Annotated in this window: 10 protein-coding genes; 8 read left to right on the top strand and 2 right to left on the bottom strand. The window is 72.6% G+C overall.

Annotated features, from left to right (window positions below; all coding sequences use genetic code 11):
- The first annotated feature begins 93 nt into the window (after positions 1-93).
- The 5 genes from NQO67_RS14900 to NQO67_RS14880 all read left to right on the top strand — a co-directional run bounded on the left by NQO67_RS14900 (position 94) and on the right by NQO67_RS14880 (position 6,270).
- On the top strand, positions 94-804 hold the full coding sequence (locus NQO67_RS14900) for an endonuclease V (RefSeq protein ID WP_255950442.1): 711 nt from the start codon (positions 94-96) through the stop codon (positions 802-804).
- A gap of 46 nt (positions 805-850) precedes the next feature.
- Positions 851-1,294, top strand: coding sequence for an MmcQ/YjbR family DNA-binding protein (locus NQO67_RS14895; RefSeq protein WP_305125876.1), 444 nt, complete (start codon positions 851-853; stop codon positions 1,292-1,294).
- A gap of 150 nt (positions 1,295-1,444) precedes the next feature.
- A complete protein-coding gene (locus NQO67_RS14890) occupies positions 1,445-2,608 on the top strand; it encodes a CaiB/BaiF CoA transferase family protein (protein WP_255950441.1) in 1,164 nt (387 codons plus the stop codon).
- Between the two features lie 88 nt (positions 2,609-2,696).
- Positions 2,697-3,917, top strand: coding sequence for an acetyl-CoA C-acetyltransferase (locus tag NQO67_RS14885; RefSeq protein ID WP_255950440.1), 1,221 nt, complete (start codon positions 2,697-2,699; stop codon positions 3,915-3,917).
- Positions 3,918-4,014: 97 nt separating this feature from the next.
- Positions 4,015-6,270 (top strand): 3-hydroxyacyl-CoA dehydrogenase NAD-binding domain-containing protein, encoded by a 2,256-nt coding sequence (locus tag NQO67_RS14880; RefSeq protein WP_255950439.1) that lies wholly within the window; start codon positions 4,015-4,017, stop codon positions 6,268-6,270.
- 188 nt (positions 6,271-6,458) lie between these two features.
- Here the strand turns inward: NQO67_RS14880 and NQO67_RS14875 are convergent, their stop codons facing one another.
- Entirely contained in the window at positions 6,459-7,160 is a 702-nt protein-coding gene (locus NQO67_RS14875) for a MerR family transcriptional regulator (RefSeq protein WP_255950438.1), read from the bottom strand.
- A gap of 470 nt (positions 7,161-7,630) precedes the next feature.
- Here NQO67_RS14875 and NQO67_RS14870 point away from each other — a divergent pair, with 470 nt between their 5' ends.
- On the top strand, positions 7,631-9,142 hold the full coding sequence (locus tag NQO67_RS14870; RefSeq protein WP_255950437.1) for an amino acid permease: 1,512 nt from the start codon (positions 7,631-7,633) through the stop codon (positions 9,140-9,142).
- 276 nt (positions 9,143-9,418) lie between these two features.
- On the top strand, positions 9,419-10,330 hold the full coding sequence (locus NQO67_RS14865; protein ID WP_255950436.1) for an oxygenase MpaB family protein: 912 nt from the start codon (positions 9,419-9,421) through the stop codon (positions 10,328-10,330).
- 34 nt (positions 10,331-10,364) lie between these two features.
- On the opposite strand, the gene NQO67_RS14860 is transcribed toward NQO67_RS14865, so the two are convergent.
- Positions 10,365-11,849 carry a M1 family metallopeptidase gene (locus tag NQO67_RS14860; protein ID WP_255950435.1) on the bottom strand — a complete coding sequence of 495 codons (1,485 nt, stop codon included), beginning with the start codon at positions 11,847-11,849 and terminating at the stop codon, positions 10,365-10,367.
- 233 nt (positions 11,850-12,082) lie between these two features.
- Here NQO67_RS14860 and NQO67_RS14855 point away from each other — a divergent pair, with 233 nt between their 5' ends.
- Positions 12,083-13,753: an ABC-F family ATP-binding cassette domain-containing protein gene (locus NQO67_RS14855; protein ID WP_255950434.1), complete on the top strand. Its 1,671-nt coding sequence runs from the start codon at positions 12,083-12,085 to the stop codon at positions 13,751-13,753.
- Positions 13,754-13,864: the final 111 nt, after the last annotated feature.

The raw sequence follows: 13,864 nt of genomic DNA, 5'->3' as shown, positions 1-13,864 counted from the left end.
AGGCGAGTGACCTCTGTCACCGCGCTCCAAGCACCCGTGTCACGGCGCCCCGTGGAGGCCGTCTGGGCCCGGCGTCGTATCCTCGGGCGCACCATGGCCGCAGTGATCCCCGCTCCCGTACCCGCCGGCTGGCCCGTCACCGAAGGTCAGGCCACCGCCGTCCAGGACGAGTTGCGCCACCGCGTGGTGCTCGACGAGCCGGGGCCGCCACCCGGTACCGGCCGGGTGACCGGCGTCGACGTGGCCTACGACGACGAGCGTGACCTGGTCGTCGCGGCCGCCGTCGTGCTGGACGCGGCCACGCTCGACGTGCTCGAAGAGGTCACCGCGGTGGCCCGGGTCGCCTTCCCCTACGTGCCCGGCCTGCTCGCGTTCCGGGAGCTGCCGGCGGTGCTGGCCGCCCTCGAGGCGTTGCGCACCGACCCGGGGCTGGTGCTCTGCGACGGATACGGCCGGGCGCATCCGCGGCGCTTCGGACTCGCCAGCCACCTCGGCGTGCTCACCGGGCTGCCGTCCATGGGCGTGGCCAAGAACCCGTTCACCTTCACGTACACGGAGCCGGCGGCCGCGCGTGGCTCCACGGCGCCGCTGGTCGACGGGGCGGAAGTGGTCGGGCGGGCACTGCGCACCCGGCACGGCGTCAAACCGGTCTTCGTCTCCGTCGGCCACCGGGTCGACCTGGACACGGCCTGCGGCCACACCCTGCACCTCGCCCCGCACTTCCGGCTGCCCGAATCCACCCGGCGTGCGGATGCGCTCTGCCGGCGCGCGTTGCGCACGGCGATCACTTCGGCACGCGGGTGAGCGGGCAGGCCACTGTCAGTGGCCGCGGCTAGCGTGAACGGTGACGCTGGAGTCGACCGTGGAGGTGGCCGTGGCAGCCGTCGGCAGCGAGCTGAAGACCTGGGAGACCGTGCGCGCCTTCGCGCTCGGGCTGCCGGAGGCGGTGGAGGAGTTCCCCTGGGGCGAGAGCGTCGCCAAAGTCCGCAGGAAAGTCTTCGTCTTCCTCGGCGTCGACGACGGCAGCCACCAGCCGGGGATCACCGTCAAACTCGCGGACGAGGAGGCGCACGCCCACGCCCTCACCATGCCGGGCGCCGAGCCGGCCGGGTACGGCCTCGGCCGGGCGGGCTGGGTGCACATCCCGCTCGGCAAGCGGGGCGGCCCGCCGCCCGAGCTGCTGTGCGAGTGGGTGGAGGACAGCTACCGCACCATCGCCCCGAAGAGGCTCGTCGCCGGACTCGACGCGCGACCCGGGGCCGACCCCGGGACCGGCGGCCCGGCGGAGGCATAGCCACGGCCGGTGGTGCCCCGGCCGGTGCTGCCGGTCGCGGACCACCGGGCGAAAAACTGAGCGCTTGCTTGCCAAAGTCCTTGTGCCGCGCGCTGCGCATTCCTAACATCATCACTGTTACATCGGTTGTGTCACAGAGTTGGGGGCCTGATGACCGGGGCACGGACGACCGGGACCCCGCAGCAGGGGCAGCACGGTCCGCTCACCGGGGTGCGCGTCGTGGAGCTGGCCGGCATAGGGCCGGGCCCGTTCGCCGCCATGCTCCTCGCCGACCTCGGCGCCGACGTCGTCCGGGTCGACCGCCCCGGTGGCACGGACCTCGCCGTCGACCCCGCCCACGACCTCAGCAACCGCAACAAGCGGTCCGTGCTGATCGACCTGAAGTCCCCCGACGGCCCGGCGCGCGTCCTCGACCTCGTGGCCCGCGCCGACCTCCTCGTCGAGGGCTACCGCCCTTCGGTCGCCGAGCGGCTGGGCCTCGGCCCCGAGGCCTGCCACGCCCGCAACCCCCGGCTCGTCTACGGCCGGATGACCGGCTGGGGCCAGGACGGACCGCTCGCCGGACGCGCCGGCCACGACCTGTCCTACCTGGCGCGCACCGGCGTCCTCGGCATGATCGGCACCCCGGACGGCCCGCCCGCCATCCCCGCGAACCTGCTGGGTGACTTCGCCGGCGGCTCCCTCTACCTCGTCGTCGGCCTCCTCGCCGCCCTGCACCACGCCCGCGCCACCGGCGTCGGACAGGTCGTGGACGCCGGGATCGTCGACGGTGCCGCGCATCTGTCGACGTTCATCCACGGCCTGCTGGCGGCCGGCACCTGGCAGGACCGGCGCGGCGTCAACCTGCTCGACGGCGGCTGCCCCTTCTACGGCTGCTACCGCACGGCGGACGGCGGCTACATGGCGGTGGGCGCGCTGGAGCGGCGGTTCTACGATGAATTCGTGAAGCTGCTCGGCATCGCCGACGAGGTGCCCGAGCGCGATGACGTGGCCCGTTGGGGTGCGCTGCGGGCGAGTGTGGCGGCCCGCTTCGCCACCCGCACCCGCGACGAGTGGACCGCCGTCTTCGCCGACTCGGACGCCTGCGTGGCGCCCGTGCTCGCACTGCGCGAGGCGCCCGCCGACGAGCACCTCGCCGCCCGTGGCACCTTCACCGAGCACGCCGGCATCACCCAGCCCGCCCCCGCACCGCGTTTCTCCCGCACCCCCACAGCGGTGCGCACGCCCCCCACCCGACCCGGCGCCGACACGGCGGAGGTGGTACGCGACTGGGGCGTGCCCTGGCCGGACGAGGACAGCGGGACACCGGAATGAACACCGGACGCCCCCGCGCGAGTACCGCACCGCAATCCCTGAACGGCTCGTCAGCAGCCGTACCACAGGCCATGAGGAGGCCACGAGGATGACTGAGCCGACCGAAGCGTACGTCTACGAAGCGATCCGCACCCCACGCGGACGGGGCAAGGCCAACGGCGCCCTGCACGGCACCAAGCCCATCGACCTGGTCGTCGGCCTGATCCACGAGATGCGGGCCCGCTTCCCCGGCCTGGACCCGGCCGCCATCGACGACATCGTGCTCGGCGTCGTCAGCCCGCTCGGCGACCAGGGCTCCGACATCGCCCGGATCGCGGCGATCGCGGCCGGCCTGCCGGACACCGTCGCCGGCGTCCAGGAGAACCGCTTCTGTGCGTCCGGCCTCGAAGCGGTCAACCTCGCCGCCATGAAGATCCGCTCCGGCTGGGAGGAGCTGGTGCTGGCCGGCGGCGTCGAGTCGATGTCGCGGGTGCCGATCGGCTCCGACGGCGGCGCCTGGTTCCACGACCCGCTGACCAACCTCGACACCGGCTTCGTCCCCCAGGGCGTCGGGGCCGACCTGATCGCCACGCTGGAGGGCTTCTCGCGGCGTGACGTCGACGAGTACGCGGCGCTCTCGCAGGACCGTGCCACGGCGGCCTGGAAGGGCGGGTACTTCGAGAAGTCCGTGGTGCCGGTGCGCGACCGCAGCGGCCTGGTCGTCCTCGACCACGACGAGCACCTGCGCCCCGGTACCACGGCCGACACCCTGGCGAAGCTCAAGCCGTCCTTCGCGGACATCGGTGACCTGGGCGGCTTCGACGCGGTGGCGTTGCAGAAGTACCACTGGGTGGAGTCCATCGACCACGTGCACCACGCGGGCAACTCGTCCGGCATCGTCGACGGCGCCGCACTCGTCGCCGTCGGCTCCAAGGCGGTGGGGCAGCGGTACGGGCTCACGCCCCGCGCCCGTATCGTCTCGGCGGCTGTGTCAGGATCCGAACCCACGATCATGCTCACCGGCCCGGCGCCCGCCTCCCGCAAGGCACTCGCCAAGGCCGGTCTGACCATCGACGACATCGACCTCATCGAGATGAACGAGGCCTTCGCCGCCGTGGTGCTGCGCTTCGTCAAGGACATGGGCGTCTCGCTCGACAAGGTCAACGTGAACGGTGGCGCGATCGCCATGGGCCATCCGCTGGGCGCCACCGGCGCGATGCTGCTGGGCACCGTCGTCGACGAGCTGGAGCGGCAGGACAAGCGTTACGGCCTGATCACGCTCTGCGTCGGCGGCGGCATGGGCATCGCCACGGTGGTCGAGCGCCTGTGACCACCCCGCGCGACCCCGCGCGCCCGCGCCCCGCCGCGTGCCGGCGGCGCCCCGAGCCCCTGTGTCCGTCCCGCCCCACCTTCACGGAGAAAGCCAGATGAGCGAGTCCGCAGTGCCGTCAGCAGCGTCGCAGTCGCCGGCGCCCGGCGAGCCCGCCACGTCCACCGCCCCCTCGACGATCCGCTGGGAGCAGGACGAGACCGGTGCCGTCACCCTGGTCCTGGACGATCCGGCCCAGTCGGCGAACACCATGAACGCGGCCTTCGCCGCCTCCCTGACCGCCGTCGCCGACCGGCTCGAAGCCGAGCGCGACACCGTGCGCGGCGTCATCGTCGCCTCCGCGAAGAAGACCTTCTTCGCCGGCGGCGACCTGCGCGACCTGATCGCCGTGCGCCCCGAGGAGGCGCAGGACGCCTTCGACCACAGCATGGCGATCAAGCGGGATCTGCGCCGCATCGAGACCCTGGGCAAGCCGGTCGTCGCAGCGGTGAACGGCGCGGCGCTCGGCGGCGGCTACGAGATCGCGCTCGCCTGCCACCACCGCGTCGCGTTGGACGCGTCCGGGTCCAAGATCGGCCTGCCGGAGGTCACCCTCGGGCTGCTGCCCGCGGCCGGTGGCGTGGTGCGCACGGTACGGCTGCTCGGCATCACCGACGCGCTGCTGAAGGTGCTGCTGAAGGGCACCCAGTACAGCCCGCGGCGGGCCCTGGAGCACGGCCTGGTGCACGAGGTGGTCGACACCCCCGAGGAGCTGCTCGCCAGGGCCCGCGCCTTCATCGACGCCCATCCCGAGTCCCGGCAGCCCTGGGACACCCCCGGTTACCGCATCCCCGGCGGCACCCCGGCGCACCCCAAGTTCGCCGCGAACCTCCCCTCCTACCCGGCCAACCTGCGCAAGCAGACCGCCGGCGCCCCCTACCCGGCGCCGCGCAACATCCTCGCCGCGGCCGTCGAGGGCTCCCAGGTCGACTTCGAGACGGCCCAGCGGATCGAGGCACGCCACTTCACGGAGCTGGTCACCGGCCAGATCGCGAAGAACATGATCCAGGCCTTCTTCTTCGACCTCCAGGCCGTGAACGCGGGCGCCAGCCGGCCCACCGGCATCGAGCGGCGCACCGTGCGCAAGGTCGCCGTCCTCGGCGCCGGGATGATGGGCGCCGGCATCGCCTACACCTGCGCACGGGCCGGTATCGACGTGGTCCTGAAGGACGTCTCCGTCGACGCCGCGGTGCGCGGCAAGGGCTACGCGGAGCGGCTCTGCGAGAAGGCCGTCAGCACCGGCCGCACCACACGCGAGAAGGCGGACGCGGTCCTCGCCCGCATCACGCCCACCGCCGAGGCGCACGACCTCGCGGGCAGCGACGCCGTGATCGAGGCGGTCTTCGAGGACCCGGCGGTCAAGCACAAGGTGTTCCAGGAGATCCAGGGCATCGTCGAGCCGGACGCCCTGCTCTGCTCCAACACCTCCACGCTGCCCATCAGCCTGCTCGCCGAGGGAGTGGAGCGCCCGGCGGACTTCATCGGCCTGCACTTCTTCTCTCCCGTCGACAAGATGCCGCTGGTAGAGATCATCCGGGGCGAGCGGACCGGGGACGAGGCACTGGCACGCGCCTTCGACCTGGTCCGACAGATCCGCAAGACCCCGATCGTGGTGCGCGACGCCCGCGGCTTCTTCACCTCACGCGTCATCGGCCAGTTCATCAACGAGGGCGTGGCGATGGTCGGCGAGGGCATCGAGCCCGCCTCCGTCGAGCAGGCCGCGGCCCAGGCCGGCTACCCGGCGAAGGTCCTCTCCCTCATGGACGAGCTGACGCTCACCCTGCCCCGCAAGATCCGCAACGAGTCCCGGCGGGCCGTCGAGGAGGCCGGCGGCACCTGGCAGCCGCACCCGGCGGAGGCCGTGATCGACCGCATGGTCGACGAGTTCGACCGCCCCGGTCGAAGCGGCGGCGCGGGCTTCTACGAGTACGTGGACGGGCGGCGCGCCGGGCTCTGGCCGGGGCTGCGCGAGCACTTCACCCGGCCGGCCCAGGACGGCGCCACGGCCGAGGTGTCCTTCCGCGACATGCAGGAACGCATGCTGTTCTCCGAGGCGCTCGACTCGGTGCGGCTGCTCGAGGAGGGCGTCCTGACCTCCGTGGCCGACGCCAACGTCGGCTCGCTCCTCGGTATCGGCTTCCCCGGCTGGACGGGCGGCGTCCTTCAGTACATCAACGGCTACGAGGGCGGACCCGCCGGTTTCGTGGCCCGCGCGCGCGAGCTCGCCGAGCGGTACGGGGAGCGGTTCGCGCCGCCCGCGTTGCTGGTCGAGAAGGCGGAGCGCGGCGAGCGGTTCACCGACCCGGCGCGGTGAGCTGATCCCGGGGCCCTTCGCCTCGGCTCCCTCGCGCCCCGGCCGGGGCTTCGGCCCCGGCCGAGTCGCGCCCGCCTCGGCTCCCTCGCGCCCCGGCCGGGGCTTCGGCCCCGGCCGAGTCGCGCCGGGGGAGTGGGCCCGGGCCCGGCACCCGGGGCGCCGCCGGGCCGTCCGGCTGCCGTCATGGCTCAGGTCTGGCCGAGCCACTCCCGTAGCTCCTGGCTCAGGGAGCGCTGGAAGATGGTCACCAGGGCCTGGATCACGAGTGGCTGCATGTGGGCCGAGAGCGATCGGGCCTGTGCCACCCGCTCCGGGTGCTGCTCGCCTTCGGCGCCCGGCTCACCCACCGCGTCCCGGAAGAGTCGTGCGAGCTCCACCGCCGCCGCCCGGCTGTGCTCCAGCAGGGCGCCGCGCGCGGCGAGCACCGCCTTGGGGGGTATGGGAAGGTCCAGCAGCTGTATCCCGAGGCCCAGCAGCCCGGGATCCACCCGGAAGACGTCGGGCGCACCGGTGCGTGTGATCACGTCCATCGCCGCCAGGCGCTCCAGGTCGTCCGCGTTCAGGGCGCGGCCCGCGCGGCGTTCCAGCTCGGTGAGGGTGGCCTCCTCGGCGTTCTCCGGGGCCCAGGACGCCACCAGGGCACGATGGATGGCCAGGTCGTGCGGGCTGAGGTCGGCGGGCAGCCGTTCCAGGTAGCGCTCGATCGCGGCCAGCGTCATGCCGTGCCGTTGCAGCTCTTCGATGAGCGCGAGCCGCGACAGGTGCTCCGGTCCGTACCGTCCCACCCTGCGTGGCCCGAGCACGGGTGGCGGCAGCAGCCCCCGGGTGCTGTAGAAGCGGACCGTACGCACCGTGACACCCGCGCGGGCGGCCAGCTCGTCGACCGTCAACGCCGGTTCCTGGGCGCCTCCACGTCCTTCGGGCAGTGGGTGGGGGTCCCTCTCACGCCTTTCAGGCAGTGGGTGGGGGTCCCTCCCACGCCTTTCAGGCAGTGGGTGGGGGTCCCTCCCACGCCTTTCAGGCGGTGGGGGAGTGTCCGCCGTCATGACAGTCAGCTCCTTGCTTCCCCGGTGCTGCGGTTCTCGTCTCCGGCCACGTCCGGCGATCCGGTGCAACAGTATTGCTGTCTCACCAGTAATGTGAATGCTTCGTACGACCCTCTGACCAGCATGTGAGATGCTCCCGCCGCTGCGCAGCGCAGGCGTGGGAGGTAACTCCCACTGTGATCTGCACCATCGCGTAACTCGCCGGCGCAAGGGAAAGTGACCCGCGGTCCGTGCCGCCCCCACCCGAGGTGTCACGGACCGTGGCACGGACCGGCCGCCGGCGATCCCGGCGCACTAGAAAGTGAAAGACCCCTTTGAGCGAGAAGCCCGTAGACGCCGCGAGCGCCCGTGAAAACCCTCCCGCCGCGGGCACCGCACCGGGAAACCTCCGTCTCGGTGCGGACGGCAGACCCGGGGACGCGGGTGACGCCGGTTACAGCAAGGACCTCAAGACCCGCCACGTCAACATGATCGCGATCGGCGGCGCGATCGGCACCGGACTCTTCCTCGGTGCCGGCGGCCGTCTGAACTCGGCCGGTCCCGCGCTCGCCGTGGCCTACCTGGTCTGCGGCATCTTCGCCTTCTTCGTGGTGCGCGCGCTCGGCGAGATGGTCCTCTACCGGCCGTCGTCCGGCTCCTTCGTGAGCTACGCACGCGAGTTCCTCGGCGAGAAGGGCGCGTACGTCGCCGGCTGGATGTACTTCCTCAACTGGTCGACGACCGGTGTCGCCGACATCACGGCGATCGCCCTCTACATGCACTACTGGGGCGCCTTCGAGGCCGTCCCGCAGTGGGTGCTGGCCTTGATAGCGCTCGGCGTGGTGCTCTCCGTGAACCTGATCTCGGTGCGGTTCTTCGGCGAGACGGAGTTCTGGTTCTCGATCGTCAAGGTCGGGGCGCTGGTCGGCTTCATGGTGATCGGCATCTTCCTGCTGGCCACCCGCCATCACGTGGGCGGTGCGTCCCCCGGCCTCGGGGTGATCAGCCAGCACGGCGGGGTGTTGCCGCACGGCCTGATGCCGGTCGTCATAGTGATGCAGGGCGTCGTCTTCGCCTACGCGGCGCTGGAACTGGTCGGTGTCGCCGCGGGCGAGACCGCCGAGCCGCACAAGGTCGTGCCCCGTGCCGTGAACTCGATCATGTGGCGGGTCGGCCTGTTCTACGTCGGTTCGGTGATACTGCTTGCGCTGCTGTTGCCCGGTGCCCTGTACTCGGCCGACGAGAGCCCGTTCGTGACGGTCCTGTCGAAGATCGGAGTTCCGGCTGCGGGCGACGTGATGAACCTCGTCGTGCTCACCGCCGCCATGTCGAGCCTGAACTCGGGCCTGTACTCCACCGGGCGCATCCTGCGCTCGATGGCGAGTGCGGGTTCGGCGCCGCGGTTCACCGCCCGGATGAACCGCCACCAGGTCCCCTACGGCGGCATACTGCTCACCTCCCTGGTGTGCGTGGCGGGCGTGGGCCTGAACTACCTGGTGCCCAGCGATGCCTTCGAGATCGTCCTGAACATCGCCTCGCTCGGTGTCATCACGACCTGGGTGATCATCATGGTGTGCCATCTGGTGTTCGTGCGGCGGGCCCGTGCGGGGCTGGTCGAGCGGCCGCACTTCCGCCTGCCGGGCAGCCCGGTCACCGAGATCCTCACCATCGCCTTCCTGCTGGCCGTGCTCGTGCTCATGGGCAAGGACGCCGAGGTCGGGCGCAAGACCCTGTACCTGGTGCCGATCGTCGCGGCCGCCCTCGTCGCCGGCTGGTACGCCGTCCGCGGCCGGGTGCTCGCGACCGCGGCCAAGGGCGGCATGGCGGAGCAGCCCGAGGAGTCCTGAGGCCGGCGCGCCCCGCCGTCCCGTCGCCGGGGCGCGCCGACCGGTATGACGACGGGCATGACGACGGGCATGACGACCGGCACGAGGCGGGCACGACGACCGGCACGGGCACGGGCCGGGACCTGGCGCGCGCGGTGCGCATACTGGAAGGACGGACCCCCACCCACGGCCCGAAGGGCGTGGGCGGTACCCCACCAGGAGCCGCGGTGGGACGGCGTCCGGCCGCGTGGCGTGGGCGGCCGGAGCCGTCGTCCGGCCCGGCACGGGAGCCATGCCATGACCGAGCACGACCGGCCGGGGGAGCGGCCGGAGCCCAGGACCGAGCAGCGCAGGGCGGCAGCCGACCCCGGGTACGTGCCGCCCCCACCGCCGGGCGGCGTCCTCTGGGACGTCGTCGGGGACATCCGCACCGTGCTCAGCCTGCCCGCCGCCTTCACCCTCCAGGTCGCCCATCCGGCGGTGGGCGCCGGCGTCGACGACCACTCCACGTTCCGCACCGACCCGTGGAGTCGCGGGGAGCGCTCCCTGCGCTCCCTGCAACGGTGGGTGTACGGCGGCCCGGACGCCGTCGCCGAGGGCCGCAGGCTGCGGCAGGTGCACGCCGGCATCCAGGGCACCGACGCGCACGGCCGCCCCTACCACGCGCTGGACCCCGCCACCTACGCCTGGGTGCACGCCACCGGCTTCCCCATCGTCCGCCGGAGCCGCGGTTACCTGGCCCACCGCCCCTTCACCGCCGCCGAGGAGCACCGCCTGTACGCGGAGTGGCGGCAGGTCGGCCGGGTGCTCGGTATCCGGGAACGGGACATGCCGCGCACGGTGGAGGAGTTCTGGCCCTACTACCGGCGTGTCGTCCGGGACGAGCTGGAACGGACGAAGGTGGCCGGTGAACTCCTCGCCGTCGACGCCCCTGTGCCGCCACCGGATCGCGGACCGCGGGCGGTGCGGCGGGCGGTGCGTGCGCTGTGGCCGGTGCTGTGGCCGCCGGTGGCCCGGCTGCGGTGCTTCCTCACGGTGGGCTTGCTGCCGCCGGAGGTCCGGGTCGCCCTCGGACTGTCCTGGACCGCGCGCCAGGAGCGGATGCTGCGGCACTTCGGGCGCGCGGTCGCCGTCGTCGTCCCGCTCCTCCCGGAGCGCTTGCGCTACCTCCCGCCGGCCCGCCGCGCCCGTCGGGCGGCGGGCCGGTAGGGGCGCCCGGCCCGGGCGCCCCCGGCGGGAGCCGTCACCGGGTGCCGTGCCCCCGGGCCATCCCGGTCCACGAGGCCGGCTTCGCCGGCGTGCCCGCCGCCCGGACACCCGCAGCCTGCGCCGCCGGCGCCGCGGGCTTGGACGGCTGGTAGAGCCAGGTGTCGAACAGCGCACCGAGCCGCTGGCCGGAGACCCGCTCGGCGTATGCCTCGAACTCCTGCACCGTCGCGTTGCCGTACCGGTGCTGCTGCGGCCAGCCCTTGAGGATGGCGAAGAAGGCGTGGTCACCGATGGCGTTGCGGAGCGCCTGGAGCGCGAGGGCGCCCCGGTCGTAGACGGCGTCGTCGAACTGGTGCGTGGGGCCGGGGTCTCCGGGGGCGACGGTCCAGAACGGGTCGTCGGCCGGATGCTGCGCGTACACGTAGTCCGCCAGCTCCTGCGCGGTGCCCTCGCCCTGGTCCTCCGACCACAACCACTCGGCGTACGAGGCGAACCCCTCGTTCAGCCAGATGTCCCGCCACCCGTGCACCGACACGCTGTCGCCGTACCACTGGTGGGCCAGCTCGTGCACCACCACCGACAGGTTCGGACCCTTCGCGAAGAACTTCGGGCTGTAGAACGGTCGCGTCTGGGTCTCCAGCGCGAAGCCCGCGGTCACGTTCGGAACGTAGCCGCCGACCGCGTTGAACGGGTAGCGGCCGAAGTAGCCCTCCAGGAACCGCACGACCTCACCGGTACGCTCCAGCGAGGCCCGTGCGCCGTCCTGGGTGGCGGCGGGCAGGTCCGTGCTGTAGGCGTTGACCACCGGCAGACCGTCCGCCGTCTTCGCGGTGGAGACGTCGAACTTCCCGATCGCGAGCGTGGCGAGGTAGGTGGCCTGCGGCCTGTCGGAGCGCCAGGTGGAGCGGGTCCGGCCGTGCCGTGTGGTGGTCGACGTCAGCACGCCGTTGGAGAGCGCGCGGGTGCCGTCCGGCACCTCGATCGACACGTCGTAGGTGGCCTTGTCGAGCGGGTGGTCGTTGGACGGGAACCACCAGGCGGCCGACTCCGGCTCGTTCGCCCCGATCCCCCCGTCGGGTGTGCGCATCCAGGAGGTGAAACCGAAGAGCTCCACGTCGGACGGGGTGCCGGAGTACTTCACCACCACCGTGATCGGTGCGCCCCTGGGCAGCCCCCTGGCCGGAGTGATCTCCAGTTCCTCGTCACCGGACGTCGTGAACGCGGCCTTCGCGCCGTTCACCCGCACCTCGCTGACCGTCAGCCCGAAGTCCAGGTCGAAGCGCGAGAGGTTCTGCGTGGCGGTGGCGCGGATCGTCGCAGTGCCCTCCAGCAGGTCCGTCGTGGGCTGGTACTTCAGTTGCAGGCCGTAGTGCGCGACGTCGTAACCGCCGTTTCCGTAGACCGGGTAGTAGGGGTCGCCGATGCCCGGGGCCCCCGGCGAGTAGCCGTCGGCCGATGCCGGGATCGCCAGCATCAACGAGACCGCGAGGGCGCCCGGGGCAATGAGTCTGCGGTACACGAGAGCTCCAAGTCGTCGAGTGGAGTCCGTTGTCGTCCGCACCCTATTGAGCACGCGGCCGGCGGTCATGTCCATGGCCCCACCCGTCACACGACTGCCATACGCGGCGCGGCTCCGCGGGTGAGCGGACGGAGGCGAGCCCGGACCGCCAGGGGAGGCGCGGAGGGCGGGGCGAGGTGTGCCGTGGAAATACGGGCGAGGTCCGCCCGGGGCCATCGCTAGGATCGTCCCTGATGACTGCCACTCTCGTCGCCAAGGACCTCGCCGCGGGGCATGGCGACCACTCCCTCTTCACCGGCCTGGACCTCGTGGTCGCGCCGGGCGACGTGATCGGCCTGGTCGGTGCCAACGGCGCGGGCAAGTCGACGCTGCTGCGGCTGCTCGCCGGGCTCGACACGCCCGAGCGGGGCGGGCTCAGGCTCTCCCCGCCCACCGGCACCGTGGGCCACCTGCCCCAGGAGCCCGAGCGGCGGCCCGGCGAAAGCGTGCGGGACTTCCTGGCCCGGCGCACCGGCGTGGCCGCCGCCCAGCGCGCCCTGGACACCGCCACCGAAGCCCTGGTCGCCGGGGCACCCGGCGCCGACGACGCCTACGCCACCGCCCTGGAGCGCTGGCTCGGGCTCGGCGGCGCCGACCTCGACGAACGGGCGGTGGAGACCGCGGACGCCCTCGGCCTCGGAGTCTCGTTCGACCGCCCCATGACCTCGCTGTCCGGCGGGCAGGCGGCCCGTGCCTCGCTGGCCTCGCTGCTGCTCTCGCGGTACGACGTCTTCCTGCTCGACGAGCCGACCAACGACCTGGACCTCGACGGTCTCGAACGACTGGAGCGCTTCGTCACCGGCCTGCGGGCCGGCACCGTCGTCGTCAGCCATGACCGGGAGTTCCTCGCCCGCACCGTCACCAAGGTCCTCGAACTCGACCTCGCCCAGCAGCAGATCCACCTCTACGGCGGTGGCTACGAGGCCTATCTGGCGGAACGCGAGACGGCCCGCCGGCATGCGCGCGAGGAGTACGAGGAGTACGCCGACAAGCGGGCGGCACTTCAGGACCGCGCCCAGATGCAGCGGTCCTGGATGGACAAGGGCGTCAAGAACGCCCGCCGCAAGGCCACCGACAACGACAAGATCGGCCGCAAGTACCGCAGCGAGGCCAGCGAGAAGCAGGCCGCGAAGGCGCGGCAGACCCAGCGCATGATCGAGCGGCTCGAGATCGTCGACGAGCCGCGCAAGGAGTGGCAGCTGCGCATGGAGATCGCGGCGGCACCCCGCTCCGGCGCCGTCGTCGCGACCCTGCGCGAGGCCGAGGCACGGCGCGGCGACTTCCGCTTCGGACCGGTGTCACTGGAGATCGACTGGGCCGACCGGGTCGCCATCACCGGTGCGAACGGCGCGGGCAAGTCCACCCTGCTGGCGGCGCTGCTGGAGCGGCTGCCACTGGACGCCGGGCATGCCGCGCTCGGCTCCGGCGTGCTGGTCGGCGAGGTGGATCAGGCCCGACGGCTCTTCCACGGCCCGGACGCGCTGCTGGACGCCTTCCAGGCGGCCATGGGCACCTCCCCGGTCGCCAAGGCGTCCGGGACGGGGAGCGCCGACCCGGCGGACGTGCGCACCCTGCTCGCCAAGTTCGGCCTGAAGGCCGATCATGTGCTGCGCCCCGCCGCGACCCTGTCCCCGGGTGAGCGCACCCGCGCCGCCCTCGCCCTCCTCCAGGGCCGCGGGGTGAACCTCCTGGTCCTGGACGAGCCGACCAACCACCTCGACCTGCCGGCCATCGAACAACTGGAGTCCGCCCTGGCGTCCTACCAGGGCACCCTGCTGCTCGTCAGCCATGACCGCCGGCTGCTCCAGGCGGTGCACACCACCCGTCGCTTCGAGGTCGCCGCCGGCAAGGTCACCGAGGTCTGAGCCGAGCGCGGCCCCGAGCCGAACGGAGTTTGCGCCGCACGGAGTCGTGCCCCGAACGGAGCCGGACCGGACGGCGGCACGCGGGACCCCGCACCGCACGGGGTCCCGCCC

This window comes from Streptomyces odontomachi (genome assembly GCF_024435355.1).
In the GTDB taxonomy this organism is placed as follows: Bacteria; Actinomycetota; Actinomycetes; order Streptomycetales; family Streptomycetaceae; genus Streptomyces; species Streptomyces odontomachi.
Note: the sequence above shows the minus strand (reverse complement) of the source record. Positions and strands in the feature narration are given on the sequence as shown.

What these genes read in the sequence shown, in the direction of transcription:
- NQO67_RS14900 (WP_255950442.1), top strand. Translation starts at nt 94, where the DNA reads ATGGCCGCAGTGATCCCCGCTCCCGTACCCGCCGGCTGGCCCGTCACC.
- NQO67_RS14865 (WP_255950436.1), top strand. Translation starts at nt 9,419, where the DNA reads ATGACCGAGCACGACCGGCCGGGGGAGCGGCCGGAGCCCAGGACCGAG.
- NQO67_RS14855 (WP_255950434.1), top strand. Translation starts at nt 12,083, where the DNA reads ATGACTGCCACTCTCGTCGCCAAGGACCTCGCCGCGGGGCATGGCGAC.
- NQO67_RS14880 (WP_255950439.1), top strand. Translation starts at nt 4,015, where the DNA reads ATGAGCGAGTCCGCAGTGCCGTCAGCAGCGTCGCAGTCGCCGGCGCCC.
- NQO67_RS14890 (WP_255950441.1), top strand. Translation starts at nt 1,445, where the DNA reads ATGACCGGGGCACGGACGACCGGGACCCCGCAGCAGGGGCAGCACGGT.
- NQO67_RS14885 (WP_255950440.1), top strand. Translation starts at nt 2,697, where the DNA reads ATGACTGAGCCGACCGAAGCGTACGTCTACGAAGCGATCCGCACCCCA.